Origin of the sequence: Streptomyces flaveolus (genome assembly GCF_014648815.1) — a bacterium.
In the GTDB taxonomy this organism is placed as follows: Bacteria; Actinomycetota; Actinomycetes; order Streptomycetales; family Streptomycetaceae; genus Streptomyces; species Streptomyces flaveolus.
Map to the genome: position 1 here is coordinate 183,106 of NZ_BMRV01000005.1, position 20,758 is coordinate 203,863.

Here is a 20,758-nt window from a genome sequence, read left to right on the forward strand (position 1 = left end):
GAGTACGCACGGGGATTGCCTCACGTTTACCCCAGAGCGTTACGATCGCTGCACAACACGGTCGGTCGGACACCTGTCCGACGGGTCGGACAGCACCCCACCCAGCCGCCTCGGTGAGAAGGTAAAGACTTATGGGAAGGCTCGGACCTACCGAGATCATTCTTATTCTCGTCGTCATCATCCTGTTGTTCGGCGCGAAGAAGCTCCCGGACATGGCACGCTCGCTCGGCAAGTCCGCGCGCATCCTCAAGTCCGAGGCGAAGGCGATGAAGGACGAGAACAAGTCCGCCGCCCCCGCCGATCCGCCGAACCCCGAGCAGGCCGCGGCGCAGCGCACCATCCAGGCCGCCCCCGGCGACGTGACCAGCTCGCGCCCGGTCACCGAGCCGACGGACACGACCAAGCGCTGACGCAGGGCCGGTGGCGACCGGCCCGCCGCACGAGATGAGGATGTGGGTTGCTCAAGTCTGCCCGCAAGAGAGAGAAGGATCCCGAGGGGCGGATGCCCCTCGTGGAGCACCTGCGCGAGCTGCGCAACCGGCTCGCGAAAGGCATGCTGGCGATCACGGTCGTCACCGTGGTGGCGGTCTTCTACAGCCAGCAGCTGATGACCTTCCTCATGGACCCCGTGCCGCGCTGTACCGACGGGCTGGGTGAGTCGACCGGCGGCGCCTGCGCCGTCATCGCCTACACCGACCTGCTGTCGCCCTTCACCACCACGGTGAAGGTGTGCCTCATGGCGGGCATCGTCATCTCCAGCCCGGTCTGGCTCTACCAGCTCTGGGCGTTCGTGGCGCCGGGTCTGCACAAGCACGAGCGGAAGTACACGTACTGGTTCGTGGCGGCGGCCGTACCCCTCTTCCTGGGCGGTGGCTGGCTCGCGTACACGATCATGCCCGTCAGCATGCGCGTGCTGCTGGGGATCACGCCGGACGGTTCGGCGAACATCCTGCCGATGGACAAGATCCTGGACTTCATCGTCCGGATGATCCTCATCTTCGGCGGTGCCTTCGAGCTGCCCCTGGTGCTCGTCATGCTCAATGCCGCCGGTGTCGTCACCGGGCGCAGGATGGCCGGCTGGTGGCGCGGCATCGTGATGGGCGTCTTCGTCTTCGGCGCCGTGGCCACGCCCACCACCGACCCCGTCGGCATGATCGCGCTCGCGGGGCCGATCGTGGTCCTGTACTTCATGGCGGTCGGGTTCGCCGTGCTCAACGACAAGCGCCGGCGGCGCGCCGACCCCGACGCCGAACTCGACGACGACGAGGCGTCCCCGCTCGACCTCACGCCGGAACCGGTCGACGAGATCGAACCCGTGACGGCGGCGCGGGCCCTGCCCCAGCAGGCGAGCGGGTCCGTCGACGGCACCCCGTCGGCCCGGTACAACGGCTACGACGACGTGACCTGACCCCGGCCGCGACAGCGGTACACGTGAGGGGCCGGACGGACCACCGTCCGGCCCCTCACGCGTGGGGCTCCGAGGACGAACGTCACATCCCGGGCGGGACGGCGGTATCCGGGCCCGGGTCGGATAAAGATCGTCCTGTTGTCAGTGGGGCCCGGTACGCTCGAAAGTACGATGACAGAGGATCTCTCACCGGCCGAGCGGTACGCGGCAGCACGTCAGCGCGCTGCCGAGCAGGCCACCGCGCTCGCGTCCTTCCGCGAGATGTACGACTTCGGCCTCGACCCCTTCCAGATCGAGGCCTGCCAGGCACTCGAGGCCGGCAAGGGCGTGCTGGTCGCCGCGCCCACCGGTTCCGGCAAGACGATCGTCGGCGAGTTCGCCGTCCACCTCGCCCTCCAGCAGGGCAAGAAGTGTTTCTACACGACACCCATCAAGGCCCTGTCGAACCAGAAGTTCGCCGACCTCTGCCGCCGCTACGGCGCCGACAAGGTGGGCCTGCTCACCGGCGACAACAGCGTGAACTCCGACGCCCCGGTGGTCGTGATGACCACCGAGGTCCTGCGGAACATGCTGTACGCCGGATCGCAGACCCTCCTCGGCCTCGGCTATGTGGTGATGGACGAGGTGCACTACCTCTCCGACCGCTTCCGCGGCGCCGTGTGGGAGGAAGTGATCATCCACCTCCCCGAGTCGGTGACCCTGGTGTCGCTGTCGGCGACCGTGTCGAACGCCGAGGAGTTCGGCGACTGGCTGGACACGGTGCGCGGCGACACCCAGGTGATCGTCTCCGAACACCGTCCGGTGCCGCTGTTCCAGCACGTGCTGGCCGGGCGCCGCATGTACGACCTGTTCGAGGAGGGCGAGGGCCACAAGAAGGCCGTCAACCCCGATCTCATGCGCATGGCACGCATGGAGGCGACCCGCCCCTCGTACCAGGACCGCCGCCGTGGCCGGCACATGCGTGAGGCCGACCGCGAGCGCGAGCGCCGGCAGCGCTCCCGCATCTGGACGCCGGGCCGGCCCGAGGTCATCGAGCGGCTCGACTCCGAGGGGCTGCTGCCCGCGATCACCTTCATCTTCAGCCGCGCCGCCTGCGAGTCCGCCGTCCAGCAGTGCCTGTACGCCGGACTGCGGCTGAACGACGACGAGGCGCGCGCGGAGGTACGCGCCCTCGTCGAGGAGCGCACCGCCTCCATCCCCACCGAGGACCTGCACGTCCTGGGCTACTACGAGTGGCTGGAGGGTCTGGAGCGGGGCATCGCCGCCCACCACGCGGGCATGCTGCCGACCTTCAAGGAGGTCGTCGAGGAACTCTTCGTGCGCGGCCTGGTCAAGGCCGTCTTCGCCACCGAGACCCTCGCCCTCGGCATCAACATGCCCGCCCGTTCGGTGGTGCTGGAGAAGCTGGTCAAGTGGAACGGCGAGCAGCACGCCGACATCACCCCCGGCGAGTACACACAGCTCACGGGCCGGGCCGGCCGGCGCGGCATCGACGTCGAGGGCCACGCCGTCGTGCTGTGGCAGCGCGGCATGAGCCCCGAGCACCTCGCCGGACTGGCCGGGACCCGCACGTACCCGCTGCGCTCCAGCTTCAGGCCGTCGTACAACATGGCGGTCAACCTGGTCGAGCAGTTCGGCCGGCACCGCTCGCGGGAGCTGCTGGAGACCTCCTTCGCGCAGTTCCAGGCGGACAAGTCGGTCGTCGGGATCTCCCGGCAGGTCCAGCGCAACGAAGAGGGACTGGAGGGCTACAAGGCCTCCATGACCTGCCACCTCGGCGACTTCGACGAGTACGCGCGGCTGCGCCGCGAGCTGAAGGACCGCGAGACCGAGCTGGCCCGGCAGGGCGTGGCCCAGCGGCGCGCCGAGGCCGCCGTGGCGCTGGAGAAGCTGAAGCCGGGCGACGTCATCCACGTGCCGACGGGCAAGTACGCCGGTCTCGCCCTGGTGCTGGACCCGGGCCTGCCCGCCGGACGTACCAACGGCCACCGCGGCTTCGAGCACCACGACGGGCCCCGCCCGCTGGTGCTGACCGCCGAACGGCAGGTCAAGCGGCTGGCGTCGATGGACTTCCCGGTGCCCGTCGAGGCGCTGGAGCGGATGCGGATCCCGAAGTCCTTCAACCCGCGCTCACCGCAGTCCCGCCGGGACCTCGCCTCCGCGCTGCGCACCAAGGCCGGGCACATCCCGCCGGAGCGGGCCCGCAAGAAGCGGTCCCAGGCGGCCGACGACCGGGAGATCGCACGGCTGCGCAAGGCCATCCGCGCCCATCCCTGCCACGGATGCGACGACCGCGAGGACCACGCCCGCTGGGCCGAGCGCTACCACCGGCTGCTGCGTGACACCTCCCAGTTGGAGCGCCGGATCGAGGGACGGACGAACACCATCGCCCGCACCTTCGACCGGATCGTCGCCCTGCTGACCGAGATGGACTACCTGCGCGCCGACGAGGTCACCGAGCACGGCAAGCGGCTCGCCCGGCTGTACGGCGAACTCGACCTGCTCGCCAGCGAGTGCCTGCGCGAGGGCGTCTGGGAGGGACTGTCCCCGGCCGAACTCGCCGCCTGCGTCTCGGCGCTGGTCTACGAGTCGCGGGTCGCCGACGACGCGATGGCGCCGAAGGTGCCCTCCGGCAAGGCCAAGGCCGCGCTCGGCGAGACGGTGCGCATCTGGGGACGACTGGACGCCCTGGAGGAGGAGTTCCGGATCAGCCAGACCGAGGGCGTCGGCCAGCGCGAGCCCGACCTCGGCTTCGCCTGGGCCGCCCACGAGTGGGCGTCCGGCAAGGGCCTCGACGAGGTGCTGCGCGAGGCGGAGATGCCGGCCGGTGACTTCGTGCGCTGGTGCAAGCAGGTCATCGACGTCCTCGGCCAGATCGCGGCGGCCGCGCCCCGCGAGGGCTCGACGGTCCCGAAGAACGCGCGCAAGGCGGTCGAGGGGCTGCTGCGCGGAGTGGTCGCCTACTCGTCCGTGGGCTGACCGGTACCTCACCGGCCCGGCAGGGCGCGGTCCGACCCCGGCACCCGGGGCGGCCCGCGTCGTGCCGGGCCTTCGTGCGTCAAGGCTCCCGGCGTCACGATCCCTCATCACGGTGCGTGTCTTCGCGCGCCCGTACGCCCTTACTCCAGGTGTTCGAACGGCTCCCCAGCGTGCAAATGGGCCCGAGGTTACTCCAGTCCCCATGCCCGTTTCAGGTGCTTGCCGAATATGACACGGCGATGATCCGCTCGGACTAAGCTCGCCCGCAGCGCACCGAGTTGAGGTGAATTCGCGCGCTTGTTCCCAATGCGCCGAAGATCCCGGCAACTCCCAGACATACCCCCCTGCAAGCTCCCCCATACCCGCCGATTCGTTTTCAGAGGGCCTACATGGTGAGTGTTGATTCCCCTCCAGGGCGCCGTGAACTTCCGTACGCGCGCACGCTGTTGCTTCCCGCCGTACTGATGGCCGCGGCGACCGGGGCCGCCGTCGCCCTGGTGACGGAACCGGCCCGGCTCGCCGTCGGCTGGTGCGGCGCCGTCGCCACGCTGCTGGTGACCGCGGCGGCGGCCGAAGCGGTACGCCGGGGCCGTACCCTGCGGGCCGTGCGCGCCGAACACGCCCGTCACAGCGCGTATCTGGAACGGCGGGTGGCGGGACACCATGAGGAGATGGCCCGCCTCGGCGGCGAGATCCTGCCCGCCGCGATCCACTACATGCGCCGGGGCAACACCCCCGACGAGGTGGTGCGGCACCTGCCCGAACTCGACCCCTCCTACGCCGACCTCGGCGAGCCCCAGCGCCACCTCGTCCGCAAGGTGTGCGCGATCATCGACCACCAGGACTCCATGCGCGAGTCCGCCGAGCGCTCCTTCGTCGACATCGCCCGACGCGTCCAGGCGATCGTCCACCAGCAGAACAAGGAACTGCGCGAGATGGAGGAGGACCACGGCCGCAACCCCGAGGTCTTCGACGACCTCCTGCGCATCGACCACGGCACGGCGCTGATCGGCCGCCTCGCCGACTCGATCTCCGTCATCGGCGGCGGCCGGCCCGGACGCCAGTGGCCCGACCCGGTCGCGCTCTACAGCGTGCTGCGCGGCGCCATGTCCCGGATCCTCGAGTACCGCCGGATCAACCTGGCCTCCATCGCCAAGGTCAACATCAAGGGCACCGCGGTCGAGCCGGTCATCCACGCCGCCGCGGAACTCCTCGACAACGCCACCCGCTACTCGCCGCCCGGGTCCAAGGTGCACGTCACCGCGACCGAGGTGCAGAGCGGGGTGTGCATCGAGATCGAGGACGCCGGCGTCAGCCTCAGCGAGGAGTCCCGCGCCCGCATCGAGGGCCTGCTCGAGGACGCCAAGCGCGGCACGGACGTGCAGGACCTCAGCCACCACCCCCGCCTGGGCCTGTCCGTCGTCGGCCGGCTGTGCACCCAGTACGGCATGGACGTCTCGCTGCGGGCCTCCGCGTACGGCGGGGTCCGCGCCATCCTCATCGTGCCCAGCAAGATGATGACCACCGAGCCCGGCGTCGGCCTCGCCCACGGCATCGGCGCGACCTCGATCCCCACCCCGGGCCCCGACGCCCTCCCCGGCCCCCAGCGCAAGCCCAAGAAGCGCCGCCCCACCAGCCCGCGCATCCCGGCCACGGTCTCGCTCGAGGACGACGTCCCCGAGGTCACCGAGTGGACGGCGGGCGGCCTCCCGCAGCGCCGCAGCAGGGTCAAGATGCCGCTCAGCCAGCGGCTCGCCGAGCAGGCGGTCTGGGAGCGCGAAGAGGCCGAGCGCGAGGCCCGGGAGGCCGCCGAGCGGGCCCGGAACGGCATCCCGCCGGCTCCCGAACCCGAACCGGTCGACGCGACCCCGCCGGGGCAGTGGGTCGAGGCCTTCTGGGAGGGCCTCAAGAACCATCCGGGTCTGACCCAGGCCCACCAGCAGTCCAGCAACCAGCCGGCCAGCGCCCCGGCCGACGACGAGGGGAACCTCAAGTGATCGAGCAGCAAGGCAAGTTCGACTGGATGCTCAGGGATCTCTACGACGGCGTCCCGGGCATCGAGATGATCGTGGTGCTCTCCGCCGACGGCCTGCGCATCGCCCGCTACTCCGGTGACCCGGACGCCGCCGACCGGGTCGCCGCGGCCTGCGCGGGCCTGCAGAGCCTGGCGGGGGCCGTCGCCCAGGAGATCCCCACCAGCGACGGCGAGATGAAGATGGTCATCATCGAGATGAACGGCGGCTACTTCTACCTGATGGCCGCCGGCCCCAACGCCTTCCTCGCGGTGCTCTCCGACGTCCGCTGCGAGCCCGGGCGGATGAGCCTCAGCATGGCGGACCTGGTCGCCCGCATCGGGCCCCATCTGACCAGTCCCGCGCGGCGCAACGGGCAGACCGTATGACTCCTCCGCAACGCCAGAGGCGATCTCCCGGCCAGGATCCGTCCACGGCGGGCCCGCCGCCCAAGGAAGGCGAACTCCGCAACCCCGAACGGCTCTTCGTCATCGGCGGGGAGGGGAGCGGCGAGCGCGCCGACATCGACCTGGTCACGCTGATCGTGGCCCGCGCCGACCCGCCGGTGTCCGCCACGCCGGAACAGGCGGCCCTGCTGCGGCTGTGTGCCGCACCCCTGTCCGTAGCCGAGCTGTCGGCCTACCTGAGCCTGCCGTTCAGTGTGGTGACCGTGCTGCTCACCGACCTGCTGGCGGCGGAGCTGGTGCAGTTCCGCGCCCCGATCGTCCGCCAGAAGGTCGCCGACCGATCCCTTCTCGAAGCGGTGATGCATGGACTTCAAAAGCTCTGACACGATTCCGGGCCCACGGACGGAGGACCGGCTGCCGCACACCGCCGAGGCCGCCGTGAAGATCGTCATCGTGGGCGGTTTCGGCGTGGGCAAGACCACCATGGTCGGCTCCGTGAGCGAGATCAGACCGCTGACCACGGAGGAGACGATGACCCAGGCGGGCATCGGAGTGGACGACAACTACGGCTCACCCTCCAAGACCGCCACCACCGTGGCCATGGACTTCGGCCGCATCAGCATCACCGACCAACTGGTGCTGTACCTGTTCGGCACGCCCGGCCAGGAGCGTTTCTGGTTCCTGTGGAACGGCCTGTTCGAGGGCGCGCTCGGCGCGGTGGTGCTGGTGGACACCCGCCGGCTGGAGGTCAGCTTCGACGTCATGGGGCGGCTGGAGGAGCGCGGCGTGCCCTTCGTCGTCGCCGTCAACTCCTTCCCGGACGCGCCCCGTTACCCCGTCGCGGAGCTGCGCACCGCACTCGACCTGCCCGAGGAGATCCCCATCCTCGACTGCGACGTACGGCGCCGGGCCTCCAGCCGGGACGTCCTGATGACGCTGATGCGCTTCCTGCACTCCCTCGCCATGAAGGGCGCGCTCACCTGACCCACGCGGCCGACCGACACCCTGCTGACCCTCACCTCTGTTGCGGAGCGACACTGTGACGCCTGAACGCCACTCCCCGACCGGAACGGGCGACCCCCTGCTCGGACCACCTCCCGGCTGCCCCGCGCACGGCCTCGGACCGGGCGGACTGCACCGGCTGAACGAGACGGAAGACCTGGACGAGCTCTACGAGCGGCTGCGGGGCCAGTACGGGCCGGTGGCACCCGTGCTGCTCCACGACGACGTGCCGATGTGGGTGGTCCTCGGGCACGCCGAGAACCTGCACATGGTGAGCACCCCGGCCCAGTTCTCCCGCGACAGCCGCATCTGGACCCCGCTCAACGAGGGCATGGTCAAGCCGGACCACCCGCTCATGCCGCACATCGCCTGGCAGCCGATCTGCTCGCACGCCGAGGGCGACGAACACAAGCGGCTGCGCGGCGCGGTCACCGGGGCCATGTCCACGATCGACTACCGGGGGCTGCGCCGGCACATCACGCGGCACACCCAGCGCCTCGTCAACCGGTTCTGCGAGGAGGGCCGCGCCGACCTCGTCGGCGAGTTCGCCGAGCACCTGCCGATGGGCGTGATGTGCGAGGTCCTCGGCATGCCGGACGAGTACAACGACCGGATGGTGGAGGCCGCCCGCGACACGCTCAAGGGAACCGAGACGGCCATCGCCAGCCACGGCTACGTCATGGACGCCCTCGGACGGCTCACCGCCGCCCGCAGGGCGCGGCCCGAGAACGACATCGCCAGCCACCTCGTCACCCACCCGGCCGGACTCACCGACGACGAGGTCAGGGAACACCTGCGGCTGGTCCTGCTCGCCGCCTACGAGGCGACCGTCAACCTCATCGGCAACGTGCTGCGGGTGGTGCTCACCGACCCGGGCTTCCGCGCCCAGCTCAGCGGTGGCCAGATGACGGTGCCCGAGGCGGTCGAGCAGTCCCTGTGGGACGAGCCGCCGTTCAGCACGGTCTTCGCCTACTTCGCCAAGCAGGACACGGAACTGGGCGGTCAGCGCATCCGCGCGGGCGACGGACTGCTGCTCGGCATCGCCCCGGGCAACGTCGACCCGCGCATCCGGCCCGACCTGGACGCGAGCATGCAGGGCAACCGCTCCCACCTCGCCTTCGGCGGCGGCCCGCACGAGTGCCCCGGCCAGGACATCGGGCGTGCCATCGCGGACGCCGGCATCGACGCGCTGCTTATGCGGCTGCCGGACGTACGGCTGGACTGCGACGAGGACGAACTCAGCTGGCGGTCGTCGATCGCCTCGCGCCACCTGGTGGAACTGCCGGTGCGGTTCGAACCGCGGCCGCAACAGGACGTGACACAGCGGCCGAGCCACACCGACGTCCCGCAGCAGCGCGCCGCCTGGCACGTCGGCACCGTGCCGCCGGCACCGGAACCCGCGTCCCCGGCGCCCACCGCGCCCACCGCGCCCTCCGCTCCCGCGGCGACGGCGGCGCCCCCGGAGCCGGCCCGCCCCAAGGGGGTCTGGCAGCGCTTCCTGCTCTGGTGGCGCGGCTACTGATCGCCGGCCCACTCCTCGTACGCCGCCCACGCCCCGAGGGGCCGTCCGCTCAGGAACCGGTGCTCGCGCCCCGTGACCGGATCGGTGAACGCCAGCTCCCGCGCCAGCAGTTGCAGCGGGTGCCGGAAGTCGCCGGCCGGCACGGGCGCGGCCACCTCGGGGTAGAGGGGATCACCGAGGATCGGGACGCCGAGCGCGCTCATGTGCACGCGCAGCTGGTGGGTCTGCCCGGTGGCGGGCACCAGCCGGTACCGCCCCAGCGCCGGTGCGTCCGCCGGGCCCGGGCGGCGGTGCTCGGTCAGCTCGACGCGGCTCACGGCGTTCGGCTCGCCCTCGACCTGACGGGCGGCCAGGATCCCGCGTTCCTTCACGATCCGGCTGCGCACGGTCCGGGGCAGGGCGAGCGCGGGATCGTACGGCGCGACCGCCTCGTACTCCTTGCGCACCCGCCGGTCGCGGAACAGGGACTGGTAGGCGCCGCGCTCCTCGGGGCGGACCGTGAACAGCACCAGTCCGGCGGTGAGCCGGTCCAGGCGGTGCGCGGCCCCGAGCGCGGGGACGCCCAGCTCGCGGCGGAGCCGGGCGAGCGCGGTCTCGCCGACGTGGCCGCCGCGCGGGGTGGTGGCCAGGAAGTGCGGCTTGTCGGCGACGACGATGTGCTCGTCCCGGTACACGACCTCCAGCGGGAACGGCACCGGCACCTCCGGCGGCAGGTCGCGGTGGAACCAGACGTACATCCCGGGCTCGTACGGCGCGTCCGCCGCGACGGCCCGCCCGTCGGCCCCGACGATCCGGCCCGCGTCGAACATGCCCTCGACCGTGCCGGCGCCCGCGCCGGACAGCCGTTCCACCAGGTGCTCACGCACCGTGGCCCACGGCCCGGCAGCGGGCAGCCGCACCCGCACCGGGTCCACCCCGTGGCGCTGGGGCAGGGGCGAGGGCGGGGGAGGCGTACGGCGTCTCATCGGGTGCCAGCGTACGAGGCGGGGGAGGGCCGCGGAAAACGGGTGGTCCGTGCACCGGCGTCCTGGGAAGGATGGCGGTCATGCCCGATCTGACGAGCCCCGTGCTCCCGCCCGGCACCTTCTCCTCCACCCCGCAGCCCGTGATCCCCACCGGGGACGGGCTGGTCCTGCGTCCGTGGCGCACCGAGGACGCGCCCGCTGTCCACGCGGCCTTCCAGGACCCGGTGATGCACCAGTGGCACATCCGTGCGGCGGACTCGGAGGAGGAGGTGCGCGGCTGGATCGCCGAGTGGCAGCAGGCGTGGGCGCGGGAGCGGAGGCCGCAGTGGGCGGTCGCCGACGCGGCGACCGACCGGCTCCTCGGCCGCGTGGCGCTGCGGGAGGTGGTACTCGGCGACGGGGTCGCCGAGGTCGCCTACTGGACGACGGCGGCGGCCCGCGGCCAGGGCGTCGCCACGCGCGCCACGACCGCGCTCGCCCGCTGGGCCCTGGACGAGGTCGGCTTCCAGCGGCTGGAGCTGCTGCACTCCGTGGCCAACGAGGCGTCCTGCCGCGTCGCGGAGAAGACCGGATTCGCCCTGGAGGGCACCAAGCGACGGGCGGTGCTGCACCCCGACGGCTGGCACGACATGCACCTGCACGCGCGCGTACACGGCGACTGACGGGGGAGGGCCCGTCGTGCGGCCGGCGCAGCGGGCCGGGCGCCTGGCGCCTGCTGCGCGGCGGCCGGTGTGACGCGCCGCGCCGCACCGCCGCCGGCACGAGGTCGGACGCGCAGTACCCCGGCGTCGTCGGCTACGCGGTCGGCGTGCCCTCCTGCTCCGCCTCGACGCGGGCGTTCCACTCGCGCTTGGACGCCTGCCAGCCGTCCTCGTTGTGGCCGAGCCGCCAGTACCCGGAGATGGACAGGTCCTCGCGGGGGATCTCCCGCTCCACCCGCAGCAGTTTGCGCAGCTCCTTCACGCAGCCCGCCTCGCCGTGCACGAACGCGTGCACCCGGCCCTCGGGGAAGTCGAGGCCGCGCACGGCCTCGACCAGGGCCTGGCCCACCGGACGCTCGCCGCGGTGCAGCCAGACGACCTCCACGTCGGAGTCGATCTTCTGCTCCTCCTGGGGCCCCTCGACCTCCACGAAGGCGAACGCGCGGGCGCCGTCGGGCAGCCCCTCCAGGGACCGGGCGATCGCGGGCAGCGCGCTCTCGTCGCCCGCGAACAGATGCCAGTCGGCGGCCGGATCGGGGGCGTAGGCGCCGCCGGGCCCCATGAAGCGGACGGTCTCGCCCGGCTGGACGCGCTTGGCCCAGGGCCCGGCCAGGCCCTCGTCACCGTGGATCACGAAGTCCAGGACCATCTCCCGGTGCTCGGCGTCCCACTGGCGCACCGTGTACGTCCGGGTCACCGGCCACTGCTCGCGGGGGAACTCCTCGCGGATCCGCTCCATGTCGAAGGGCTCCGGGTAGGTCGCGCCCTCGGCGGGGAACAGCAGCTTCACATAGTGGTCGGTGCAGGTGTCCGCCGAGAACGCGGAGAGTCCCTCACCGCCGAGGACCACGCGCTGCATGTGCGGGGTCAGCCGCTCCGTGCGGACGACCTGTGCGGTGTGCGGCTTGCGCGGCCTGCGGCCCGGACGCTCTGCCATGACGGCCTCCCAGTCCCTGAGTTAGGTTTACCTAAGTTAGCATCTCCGTCCCCGTCGGGGCCTCGTGGTCCACCGCTCCACGAGTTCCCCGGCGCACCGTACGGCTTCCCCTCGGCCGGGTGCCGATTCCAAGTGCAGGCATTGCTTGCGCCGACGGTACGGCTCAGGCGGTGAGCGTGGTCAGCAGGCGTTCCAGGGATCCGCCCAGACCCCAGCGGGCCGCGAGCTCGTCCAGCGCGGCCTTGTCGTGCGGGGCGTGCGGCAGCGCGGTGGTGATGTCCGGCAGCGGGACGTCGTCGGCGACCCGGACGACCTTGGGAGCGACGGCGAGGTACGGCCGGGCCTCGGTCAGCCGCTTGCGCTGCGAGGGCGTGAGCTTCGCCGCCGGATCGTCGACCGCGGCGAGGATCCCGGCGAGGTCCCCGAACTCGGCGAGCAGCTTGGCGGCCGTCTTCTCCCCGATGCCGGCCACGCCCGGCAGACCGTCGCTCGGGTCGCCGCGCAGCAGCGCCAGATCGGCGTACCCGCGGCCGTCGACGCCGTACTTCTCGCGCAGCGCCGCCTCGTCGGTGAGCTGGAGCGTGCCGACGCCCTTGATCGGGTAGAGCACGCGCACCCCGCGGGCGTCGTCGACGAGCTGGTAGAGGTCGCGGTCGCCGGTGACGATGTCCACCGGCCCCTTCGCGCGGGCGGTGTAGGTGCCGATCACGTCGTCCGCCTCGTACTCGGGCACCCCGACGCGGGCGATGCCGAGCGCGTCGAGGACGGCCTCGATGACCGGAACCTGCGGGGACAGCGTGTCGGGCACCTCCTCCGTGTCCGGGCGCTCCTCGGCGACGCGGTGCGCCTTGTAGGAGGGGATCAGCTCCACCCGCCAGTGCGGGCGCCAGTCGGCGTCCATACAGGCGACCAGGTGGTCGGGCCGGTGGTCCTTCACCAGGCGGTCGATGAAGTCGAGGAGTCCGCGCACGGCGTTCACCGGCGTGCCGTCGGGGGCCTTCACGGAGTCCGGTACGCCGAAGTAGGCGCGGAAGTAGAGGGAGGCGGTGTCGAGAAGCATCAGTCGTCCGGTCACGCCACGCATCATGCCGCAGGTCATGCGGGCGAGCGGTGGACATCGTGTGAGCCGGGTCACTCATGTGTTTGGGTCGGGGCGATCGGGGCAGGCGCGCAGCCGGGTCGTAGCTGGTTGATTCGTTCAACTGTTAGCCAGGCTTCGTATCCCTGTCCCTGCCCCCGAGCCAAGAGGTAAGCGTGTCAGCGAGGCTAGAGGCCGAGCACCTGTACAAGGTGTTCGGCAGAAAACCGGACCAGGCGGTCGAACGACTGCGCAAGTCGGCCGACCGGGAGGAGCTGCGCGCCGACGGCGCCACCGCCGCCGTCATCGACGCCTCCTTCACCGTGGAGCCCGGAGAGATCTTCGTGGTCATGGGGCTGTCCGGGTCCGGCAAGTCCACGCTGCTGCGCATGCTCAACGGTCTGCTGGAGCCGACCGCCGGGCACGTCCGCTTCGGCGGCCAGGATCTGACCGAGATCAGCGAGCGCCAGCTGCGCGAGGTCCGCTCGAAGAAGATCAGCATGGTCTTCCAGCACTTCGCGCTCTTCCCCCACCGCAGCGTCCGTGACAACGCTGCCTACGGTCTTGAAGTGCAGGGCGTGCCCCGCGCCGAGCGCGAACGCCGCGCCGACGAGGCGCTCGCCCTGTGCGGCCTGGCCGGCTGGGAGAAGTCGTGGCCGGACGAGCTGTCCGGCGGCATGCAGCAGCGCGTCGGCCTGGCCCGCGCACTCGCCACCGACGCCGACCTGCTGCTGATGGACGAGTCGTTCAGTGCCCTCGACCCGCTGATCCGCCGCGACATGCAGGACCAGCTGATCGAGCTGCAGAAGACGCTGAAGAAGACCATCGTCTTCATCACCCACGACCTCAACGAGGCCATGCGTCTGGGCGACCGCATCGCCGTCATGCGCGACGGCCGCATCGTGCAGATAGGCACCGCGCAGGACATCCTCATGCGTCCCGCCAACGACTACGTCGCCTCCTTCACCCAGGACGTCGACCGCTCCCGCGTGCTCACCGCCGGTTCCGTCATGGACACCGACCTGAACGGCGACGAGGCCGACTGCGACTGCGAGACGGCCACGCCCGACACGCCGTTCGCCGAACTGTGCGCGATCAGCGCCCGGGTGTCCCACCCCGTGGCGGTCGTCGACGCCGGCGACCGGCTCGTCGGCGTCGTCCCGGCCCGGCGCCTCGTCGCCTTCCTGGGCGAGGAGCAGGCCGAGGCCGCCACCTGCGCCTCGCCGCGCGAAGAGGGTCCGAAGAAGGTGATGTCCCGTGCCTAGGATCCCGCTCGGCGACTGGGTCAACAGCGCGGTCGACTGGCTGCTCGAGCACGTCGCGTGGCTCTTCGACTTCTTCAAGACGGTCTTCACCGGCACCTACGACGGCATCAACGCCGTCCTCCAGGCCCCCGAACCGCTGCTGCTCGTCGGCATCTTCGCGGTCATCGCCTTCTGGCTGCGCGGCACGGTCGCCGGTGTCCTCACGTTCCTCGGATTCGCGTTCATCGTCTCCATGGAACTGTGGGAGAACGCGATGATCACCCTGGCGCTGGTCCTCGTGGCCACGATCATCGCCCTGGTCATCTCGGTGCCCGTGGGCATCTGGGCGGCCCGCTCCGACCGGGTCAGCGGCATCGTCCGGCCCGTGCTGGACTTCATGCAGACGCTGCCCGCGATGATCTACCTCATCCCGGCGATCCTGTTCTTCGGCACCGGTGCCTCCGCGGGCATCGTCGCCACCCTGATCTTCGCGCTCGCCCCGGGCGTGCGCATGACCGAGCTGGGCATCCGGCAGGTCGACAAGGAACTGGTCGAGGCCGCCGAGGCCTTCGGCACCACGCCCCGCAACACCCTGCTGCGCGTCCAGCTCCCGCTGGCCCTGCCCACGGTGATGGCGGGCGTCAACCAGGTCATCATGCTCGGCCTGTCCATGGCCGCGATCGCCGGCATGGTCGGCACCGGCGGCCTCGGCGGCGACGTCAACGAGGCCATCGGCCAGCTCAACGTGGGCCTCGGTTCCGAGGCCGGCGTCGCCATCGTGATCCTGGCGATCTACCTCGACCGCATGACCAGTGCCCTGGGCACCCAGGTCTCGCCGCTCGGCCGGCGTGCCGCCGCCAAGGCCCGCAGCATGCAGGGCCTGAAGATCTGGTCCTACCGGCCCCACCCCAAGGTCGCCGCAGTCGGCGTCGTGATCCTCGCGCTGGTGGCCGGCGGCATGGGCCTCTTCGGCGGAAGCGACAGCGGCGCCCCCGCCGTGGCCGCCGACAAGAACGTCGGCCAGGGCAAGAAGGTCAGCATCGGCTACATCCCCTGGGACGAGGGCGTCGCCTCCACCTTCCTGTGGAAGGAGATCCTCGAGCAGCGCGGCTTCCAGGTCGACGTCAAGCAGTTCGAGGCCGGACCGCTGTACACCTCGCTCGCCCAGGGCAGCATCGACTTCCAGACCGACTCCTGGCTGCCGACGACGCACGAGCAGTACTGGAAGAAGTACGGCAAGCAGCTCGACGACCTCGGCGCCTGGTACGACCAGACGTCCCTGGAGCTGTCCGTCCCGGCGTACATGAAGGACGTCGACTCCCTCGAGGACCTCAAGGGCAAGGCCGACGTCTTCGGTGGCAAGATCACCGGCATCGAGGCCAGCGCCGGTGAGATGGCCCTGCTGAAGAGCAAGGTGCTCAAGGAGTACGGCCTGGACAAGGAGTACAAGGTCGTCGACAGCTCCACGCCGGCGATGCTGGCCGAGCTCAAGCGCGCCTACGCCAAGCAGGAGCCGATCGTCACCACGCTCTGGTCGCCGCACTGGGCGTACAACGACTACGACCTGAAGAAGCTCAAGGACCCGAAGGGCGCCTGGGGCAAGGGCGACGGCGTGCACACGCTGTCCCGCAAGGGCTTCGCGGCCGAGAACCCGGTCGTCGGCAAGTGGCTGAAGAACTTCTCGATGACCGAGAAGCAGCTCACCAGCCTCGAGGCCGAGATCAACAAGGCCGGCAAGGGTGGGCAGCAGGACGCCGTCCGCACCTGGCTGAAGGCCAACCCGGGCGTCGTCGACAAGCTGGCCCCGGTCTCCTCCGGGTCCGGCGCCACCCCGCCCGAGGCCGAGCGTGCCGTGGACGTCGCCTGGTTCCCCTGGGACGAGGACGTCGCCGTCACCTATCTGTGGAAGAACGTCCTGGAGCGGCGCGGCTACAAGCTGAACCTCAAGCAGATGGACGTCGGCCCGGTCTACACCGGCCTGGCCTCCGGCGACATCGACCTCAACTTCGACGCGTGGCTGCCCCACGCCCAGAAGAACTACTGGGACAAGAACAAGGACAAGCTCACCGACCTGGGCACCTGGTACCAGCCGACCTCCCTGGAGATCGCCGTCCCCTCGTACGTGAAGGACGTCAAGTCCCTCGCGGACCTCAAGGGCAAGGCCGACCTCTTCGACGGGAAGATCATCGGCATCGAGCCCGGCACCGGCGAGATGCAGCTGCTCAAGGACGAGGTCATGCCGGGCTACGGCCTGGACAAGGAGTACGAGGTCGTCGACGGCTCCACGCCGGCGATGCTGGCCGAGCTCAAGCGGGCCTACGCCAAGCACGAGCCGGTCGCCGTCGTCCTGTGGTCCCCGCACTGGGCGTACAGCGAGTACGGGCTGACCAAGCTGAAGGACCCCAAGAAGGCCTTCGGCGAGGGCAACACGATCCGCACCATCTCCAGCCAGGACTTCCCCGGGAAGTACCCGCAGCTCACCGAGTGGATCAAGAACTTCCACATGAGCGAGGACGAACTCGGCAGCCTGGAGGCCGAGATCAAGGACCGTGGCCAGGGCCACGAGGAGCAGGCGGTGGCGGCGTGGCTGAAGGAGCACCCGGACATGGTCGAGCGGATGACCCCGCAGTGACCGGCTGAACCCGCTGGGGTACGGCCTCCGTACCGAGCGTCCCCGAGGGGTGGGTCCCCGCGCTTCCCGAGAGCGCGGGGACCCACCCCTCGGGTCGTTCCCGCCGGGACACGGTTAGGATCCGGACAACCACGGAGCGCCATGCCACCACCCCAGCCCCGGCGGTGAGGGCACGGTGGACCAGCGGGGAACACGGAGAGCCGCCTGTGCCTTGAACCGGTAAGGTGCCCGCCGCACACGGCGGGCGGCTCGTCGCGTGGCGAGAACTGTGAGGTCGCGGCCACCGCACCGTGACATCGATGTGACGGCCGCATGAAACGGTTTGCCGAACATGCGTAGGGTGCAGAGAACTCCTCGGGAGGACGGCGCCCCGGCACGGGACGACGGTACGACGGCGACGGGCGAAGGAGGGAGCCGGAGCGATGGGCGACCACAAAGACCAGCACCTTCGAGTGGGCGCGGCCGTACGGCGACGGCGCCGCGCCCTGGAGCTGACGCTCGCCGTCGTCTCCGAGCGCAGCGGCCTGTCCGTGCCCTTCCTGAGCCAGATCGAGAACGACCGGGCCCGCCCCAGCCAGACCTCCCTGGAGAAGGTGGCCGACGCCCTGCGCACCACCGCCGTGGAGCTGCTCGCCGCCGCCGACCCCGCGTGCAGCGTGGACGTGGTGCGGGCCGAGGACCCGGACCCCGAGCTCGCGCCCAGGGTGCGGTCCCTGGTGCGCGGACACCACCAGATGCACGCCTCGGAGTTCACCGGCGACCACGACGCGGGCCGGGAACTGCAGTACCGCAACGACCAGTTGATGTTCGTCGCCGAGGGCGCCGTGGAGATCGAGGCCGAGGGGCGCGCCTACCGGCTGGGACGCGGCGACACCCTCTACCTGACCGGCGGGGTGCGGCACCGCTGGCGGGCGACGGTGCCCGACACGCGGCTGATCGTCGTCGCCGTCGCCGAGCACATCGAGGCCGTACACGACCGGCCGCGCCGGTGAGGGTCGTCTCCCTCGTACCGTCCCTCACGGAGTCCGTCGCGCACACCGTCCCCGGCGCCCTGGCCGGCGCCACCGACTGGTGCACGCACCCGGCCGGCCTCGACGCCGTCCGGATCGGCGGCACGAAGAACCCGGACGTCGAGCGGATCCTCGCCCTCGCCCCCGACCTGGTGCTCGCCAACGAGGAGGAGAACCGGGCACCCGACCTGGACGCCCTGCGCGCGGGCGGGGTCGACGTCCTGGTCACCGAGGTGCGCACCGTCGCGCAGGCCTTCACGGAACTCGACCGGGTGCTGACGGCCTGCGGCGCGCCGTCCCGGCCCCGGTGGCTGGACGCGGCCCAGGAGGCCTGGTCGGCGCTGCCCGTCCCGGAGCGCCGCGCCACGGCCGTCGTACCGGTCTGGCGCCGGCCCTGGATGGTGCTGGGCCGCGACACCTTCGCCGGCGACGTGCTCGCCCGCCTCGGCGTCGACCACCTGTACGCCGGTCACGCCGAGCGCTATCCGAAGGTCCCGGTCGAGGAACTGCGCGCGGCCCGCCCGGACGTCGTGGTGCTGCCGGACGAGCCGTACCGCTTCACCGCCGACGACGGGCCGGAGGCATTCCCCGGCCTGCCCTGCGCCCTCGTCGACGGGCGGTGCCTCACGTGGTACGGGCCGTCCCTGGCCGAGGCGCCCCGGCGGCTGGGCGCGGCGCTGCGAGCAGCGCGCCGCTGACCAGGCCGCGGGCGGTGTGCACGGCCGCGACGAACCAGGCGGTGACGAGCAGCGCGTACAGGGCGAGGGTGAGCACGTCGTAGGCGGCGAGACCGGTGTGCCGGGCCAGCGCCTCGCAGCCGGTGACGCAGGTGCCCACCGGGAAGGTGAACGACCACCACGTCATCGAGAAGCGCATGCCACGGCGCCGGGCCCGCACGACGTGCGCGGCGGCGAGGGCCAGCCACATCAGCGCGAAGCCCATCACCGGAACGCCGTACAGGACGGCGAACACCGCGAACCCCTCGGCGTACGGGCCGGGCAGGACACCGGGGGCCAGGTCCGCGAACTGGCCCACGGCGGTCGTGGACTGCCCGAGTGGGCCCAGCACCAGGAACAGCGACGGGGTGAGCGCGAGCGGCAGCGGACCGCCGGTGAGCAGCCTGCCGAAGATCACCGGGAGTGTCATCAGGGTCGCGAGCAGGCTCAGCCCGAACATCGCGACGCAGGCGAGCAGCAGCGTCTCGCGGGGCTGCCCCGGCGGCAGATGCGGGACCAGCAGCGGACCGACGGCCGCGGACACCATCGGTGCGACGAGCGGCAGCAGCCACACGGGGCTGGCCTGGCCCGGTTCTGTCCGGTGCCCTACGGCCATCAGGTACGGGACGGCGACCGCCGCCGCGAGCCCGATCGCCGTACCGGCGGTGAACAGCACGGTGTCGAGGGCGACCGCGGCCGGCTCGCCGATCCAGTCACGCCCGACGGTCACGGCGCCGGAGCCGACCGCCAGCAGGGCCATGGACAGGCAGCCGTAGAAGGGGGCCGCGGCCGGGTCCAGCAGATGGGCGCGGGCCTGGTCGCGGTGGTGCCGCCAGTGCAGGGACCTGGCCACGAGCAGGGCCGTCAGCAGGGCGAGGGACAGCGCCCAGACGGCGGTGCAGACGGTGCGCGGACCGGGTATGTGCCACGGGAGCGCGGCGCCCGCGGTACCGACCATGGCGGTGCCCATGACGCACGCGTACCAGTTCGGGCCGAGGTGGCGGACGGCCGGGACGCGCCGTACCGGGGCGGAGGCGGGTGACAGGGGCTGGGCTGCGGTGACCATGATCCTACGGTCGCGGCGCCCGAAGTCCCTGACCAGGGACCATGCCCCTATGAGGGCATAAGCTGGGGTTATGAGCAGCAGGAGTGTCAGGGGCAACGGGGAGGACGGGCAGGGCGAGCCCGGGCGGCACGTGGCGGGCTCGCTGTCGCACCGCGTGCCGGATCTCGGCGCCATGGAGCTGCTGCTGGCGGTGGCGCGGCTGGGCAGCCTCGGCGGGGCCGCGCGCGAGCTGGGCATCACCCAGCCGGCCGCCAGCAGCCGCATCCGCTCGATGGAGCGGCAGCTGGGGGTGGCGCTGGTGGACCGCTCGCCGCGCGGATCCCGGCTCACCGACGCCGGCGCACTGGTCACGGACTGGGCGCGGCGGATCGTGGAGGCGGCCGAGGCGTTCGACGCGGGGGCGCAGGCGCTGCGGGACCGACGGGACTCGCGGCTGCGGGTGGCGGCGAGCATGACCATCGCCGAGTACCTGCTGCCGGGCTGGCTGGTCGCGCTGCGCGGCCAGCTGCCGGACACCGCCGTGTCGCTGCTCGCGGGGAACTCGGCGGCCGTGGCGGAGCGGCTGCTCGCCGACGAGGCCGATCTGGGGTTCGTGGAGGGCGTGAGCGTCCCGGCGGGTCTGGACTCCGCCGTCATCGCCCACGACCGGCTGATCGTCGTGGCGGCACCCACGCACCCGTGGGCCCGCCGGCGCCGCCCCCTGGCCGCGCAGGAGCTGGCGGCGACCCCGCTGATCCTGCGGGAGGAGGGCTCGGGCACCCGGCAGGTCCTGGACGCGGCCCTGGGCGGCCTGGCCCGTCCCCTGATCGAGCTGTCGTCGACCACCGCGGTGAAGGCCGCCGCCGTCGGCGGCGCCGGCCCGGCGGTCCTCAGCGAACTCGCCGTCGGCGAGGAGCTGACGACGCGCCGCCTGGTCAGCGTGCCGGTGGCGGACGTCGCCCTGGCACGCGACCTGCGCGCCGTATGGCCCACGGGCCACCGCCCGACGGGACCGGCGAGACAGTTGCTGTCACTGACGCGGGGGTGAGCCCCCCGGCGGGCTGGTCCGCCCGGCAGGCCGGGGCAGGGTGGTCCGCCGG

The 20,758-nt window shown here is 71.7% G+C and carries 18 protein-coding genes; 14 read left to right on the forward strand and 4 right to left on the reverse strand.

Annotation, left to right across the window (positions count from 1 at the left end):
- The first annotated feature begins 131 nt into the window (after window positions 1-131).
- From tatA to IEZ05_RS14615, 8 genes are all read left to right on the forward strand, one after another.
- On the forward strand, window positions 132-410 hold the full coding sequence (gene tatA / locus IEZ05_RS14580) for a Sec-independent protein translocase subunit TatA (protein WP_189230518.1): 279 nt from the start codon (window positions 132-134) through the stop codon (window positions 408-410).
- Window positions 411-502: 92 nt separating this feature from the next.
- Window positions 503-1,408, forward strand: a complete 906-nt coding sequence (gene tatC, locus IEZ05_RS14585) for a twin-arginine translocase subunit TatC (protein WP_189230519.1) — start codon at window positions 503-505, stop codon at window positions 1,406-1,408.
- Between the two features lie 171 nt (window positions 1,409-1,579).
- The gene (locus IEZ05_RS14590; protein ID WP_189230520.1) at window positions 1,580-4,387 is read left to right on the forward strand and encodes a DEAD/DEAH box helicase; all 2,808 of its coding nucleotides are present in this window, start codon (window positions 1,580-1,582) and stop codon (window positions 4,385-4,387) included.
- Window positions 4,388-4,776: 389 nt separating this feature from the next.
- Window positions 4,777-6,384 carry a sensor histidine kinase gene (locus tag IEZ05_RS14595; RefSeq protein WP_189230521.1) on the forward strand — a complete coding sequence of 536 codons (1,608 nt, stop codon included), beginning with the start codon at window positions 4,777-4,779 and terminating at the stop codon, window positions 6,382-6,384.
- Between the two features lie 26 nt (window positions 6,385-6,410).
- Window positions 6,411-6,788: a roadblock/LC7 domain-containing protein gene (locus IEZ05_RS14600; protein ID WP_202436838.1), complete on the forward strand. Its 378-nt coding sequence runs from the start codon at window positions 6,411-6,413 to the stop codon at window positions 6,786-6,788.
- A complete protein-coding gene (locus tag IEZ05_RS14605) occupies window positions 6,785-7,189 on the forward strand; it encodes a DUF742 domain-containing protein (RefSeq protein ID WP_189230522.1) in 405 nt (134 codons plus the stop codon). The genes IEZ05_RS14600 and IEZ05_RS14605 overlap by 4 nt, the downstream gene beginning before the upstream one ends.
- Window positions 7,170-7,790 carry a GTP-binding protein gene (locus IEZ05_RS14610; RefSeq protein ID WP_189230523.1) on the forward strand — a complete coding sequence of 207 codons (621 nt, stop codon included), beginning with the start codon at window positions 7,170-7,172 and terminating at the stop codon, window positions 7,788-7,790. The genes IEZ05_RS14605 and IEZ05_RS14610 overlap by 20 nt, the downstream gene beginning before the upstream one ends.
- Before the next feature lie 55 nt (window positions 7,791-7,845).
- Window positions 7,846-9,330, forward strand: coding sequence for a cytochrome P450 (locus tag IEZ05_RS14615; protein ID WP_189230524.1), 1,485 nt, complete (start codon window positions 7,846-7,848; stop codon window positions 9,328-9,330).
- Here IEZ05_RS14615 and IEZ05_RS14620 read toward each other — a convergent pair.
- Window positions 9,324-10,295, reverse strand: coding sequence for an RluA family pseudouridine synthase (locus tag IEZ05_RS14620; RefSeq protein ID WP_189230525.1), 972 nt, complete (start codon window positions 10,293-10,295; stop codon window positions 9,324-9,326). The genes IEZ05_RS14615 and IEZ05_RS14620 overlap by 7 nt on opposite strands.
- 80 nt (window positions 10,296-10,375) lie before the next feature.
- On the opposite strand from IEZ05_RS14620, the gene IEZ05_RS14625 reads away from it, so the two are divergent.
- On the forward strand, window positions 10,376-10,957 hold the full coding sequence (locus tag IEZ05_RS14625; protein WP_189230526.1) for a GNAT family N-acetyltransferase: 582 nt from the start codon (window positions 10,376-10,378) through the stop codon (window positions 10,955-10,957).
- 133 nt (window positions 10,958-11,090) lie between these two features.
- Here the strand turns inward: IEZ05_RS14625 and IEZ05_RS14630 are convergent, their stop codons facing one another.
- Both IEZ05_RS14630 and IEZ05_RS14635 read right to left on the reverse strand, forming a co-directional pair.
- Window positions 11,091-11,933, reverse strand: a complete 843-nt coding sequence (locus IEZ05_RS14630) for a siderophore-interacting protein (RefSeq protein WP_189230527.1) — start codon at window positions 11,931-11,933, stop codon at window positions 11,091-11,093.
- Between the two features lie 163 nt (window positions 11,934-12,096).
- Window positions 12,097-13,032, reverse strand: a complete 936-nt coding sequence (locus IEZ05_RS14635; protein ID WP_189230528.1) for a 5'-3' exonuclease — start codon at window positions 13,030-13,032, stop codon at window positions 12,097-12,099.
- Between the two features lie 155 nt (window positions 13,033-13,187).
- Here IEZ05_RS14635 and IEZ05_RS14640 point away from each other — a divergent pair, with 155 nt between their 5' ends.
- From IEZ05_RS14640 to IEZ05_RS14655, 4 genes are all read left to right on the forward strand, one after another.
- Window positions 13,188-14,276, forward strand: a complete 1,089-nt coding sequence (locus IEZ05_RS14640) for a quaternary amine ABC transporter ATP-binding protein (protein ID WP_189230529.1) — start codon at window positions 13,188-13,190, stop codon at window positions 14,274-14,276.
- Window positions 14,269-16,887 (forward strand): ABC transporter permease/substrate binding protein, encoded by a 2,619-nt coding sequence (locus tag IEZ05_RS14645; protein WP_189230530.1) that lies wholly within the window; start codon window positions 14,269-14,271, stop codon window positions 16,885-16,887. The genes IEZ05_RS14640 and IEZ05_RS14645 overlap by 8 nt, the downstream gene beginning before the upstream one ends.
- Before the next feature lie 422 nt (window positions 16,888-17,309).
- On the forward strand, window positions 17,310-17,879 hold the full coding sequence (locus tag IEZ05_RS14650; RefSeq protein ID WP_189230531.1) for a helix-turn-helix domain-containing protein: 570 nt from the start codon (window positions 17,310-17,312) through the stop codon (window positions 17,877-17,879).
- Window positions 17,876-18,595 (forward strand): helical backbone metal receptor, encoded by a 720-nt coding sequence (locus IEZ05_RS14655; RefSeq protein WP_189230532.1) that lies wholly within the window; start codon window positions 17,876-17,878, stop codon window positions 18,593-18,595. The genes IEZ05_RS14650 and IEZ05_RS14655 overlap by 4 nt, the downstream gene beginning before the upstream one ends.
- Here IEZ05_RS14655 and IEZ05_RS14660 read toward each other — a convergent pair.
- Window positions 18,522-19,679, reverse strand: a complete 1,158-nt coding sequence (locus tag IEZ05_RS14660) for a TDT family transporter (RefSeq protein WP_189230533.1) — start codon at window positions 19,677-19,679, stop codon at window positions 18,522-18,524. The genes IEZ05_RS14655 and IEZ05_RS14660 overlap by 74 nt on opposite strands.
- Window positions 19,680-19,749: 70 nt before the next feature.
- Here IEZ05_RS14660 and IEZ05_RS14665 point away from each other — a divergent pair, with 70 nt between their 5' ends.
- A complete protein-coding gene (locus IEZ05_RS14665; protein WP_373298776.1) occupies window positions 19,750-20,706 on the forward strand; it encodes a LysR family transcriptional regulator in 957 nt (318 codons plus the stop codon).
- Window positions 20,707-20,758 lie beyond the last annotated feature (52 nt).

Coding starts and splice junctions, on each gene's coding strand:
- tatA (WP_189230518.1), top strand. CDS start 132: ATGGGAAGGCTCGGACCTACCGAGATCATTCTTATTCTCGTCGTCATC.
- tatC (WP_189230519.1), top strand. CDS start 503: ATGCCCCTCGTGGAGCACCTGCGCGAGCTGCGCAACCGGCTCGCGAAA.
- IEZ05_RS14590 (WP_189230520.1), top strand. CDS start 1,580: ATGACAGAGGATCTCTCACCGGCCGAGCGGTACGCGGCAGCACGTCAG.
- IEZ05_RS14595 (WP_189230521.1), top strand. CDS start 4,777: ATGGTGAGTGTTGATTCCCCTCCAGGGCGCCGTGAACTTCCGTACGCG.
- IEZ05_RS14600 (WP_202436838.1), top strand. CDS start 6,411: ATGCTCAGGGATCTCTACGACGGCGTCCCGGGCATCGAGATGATCGTG.
- IEZ05_RS14605 (WP_189230522.1), top strand. CDS start 6,785: ATGACTCCTCCGCAACGCCAGAGGCGATCTCCCGGCCAGGATCCGTCC.
- IEZ05_RS14610 (WP_189230523.1), top strand. CDS start 7,170: ATGGACTTCAAAAGCTCTGACACGATTCCGGGCCCACGGACGGAGGAC.
- IEZ05_RS14620 (WP_189230525.1), bottom strand. CDS start 10,295: ATGAGACGCCGTACGCCTCCCCCGCCCTCGCCCCTGCCCCAGCGCCAC.
- IEZ05_RS14625 (WP_189230526.1), top strand. CDS start 10,376: ATGCCCGATCTGACGAGCCCCGTGCTCCCGCCCGGCACCTTCTCCTCC.
- IEZ05_RS14630 (WP_189230527.1), bottom strand. CDS start 11,933: ATGGCAGAGCGTCCGGGCCGCAGGCCGCGCAAGCCGCACACCGCACAG.
- IEZ05_RS14635 (WP_189230528.1), bottom strand. CDS start 13,032: ATGACCTGCGGCATGATGCGTGGCGTGACCGGACGACTGATGCTTCTC.
- IEZ05_RS14650 (WP_189230531.1), top strand. CDS start 17,310: ATGGGCGACCACAAAGACCAGCACCTTCGAGTGGGCGCGGCCGTACGG.
- IEZ05_RS14660 (WP_189230533.1), bottom strand. CDS start 19,679: ATGGTCACCGCAGCCCAGCCCCTGTCACCCGCCTCCGCCCCGGTACGG.
- IEZ05_RS14665 (WP_373298776.1), top strand. CDS start 19,750: ATGAGCAGCAGGAGTGTCAGGGGCAACGGGGAGGACGGGCAGGGCGAG.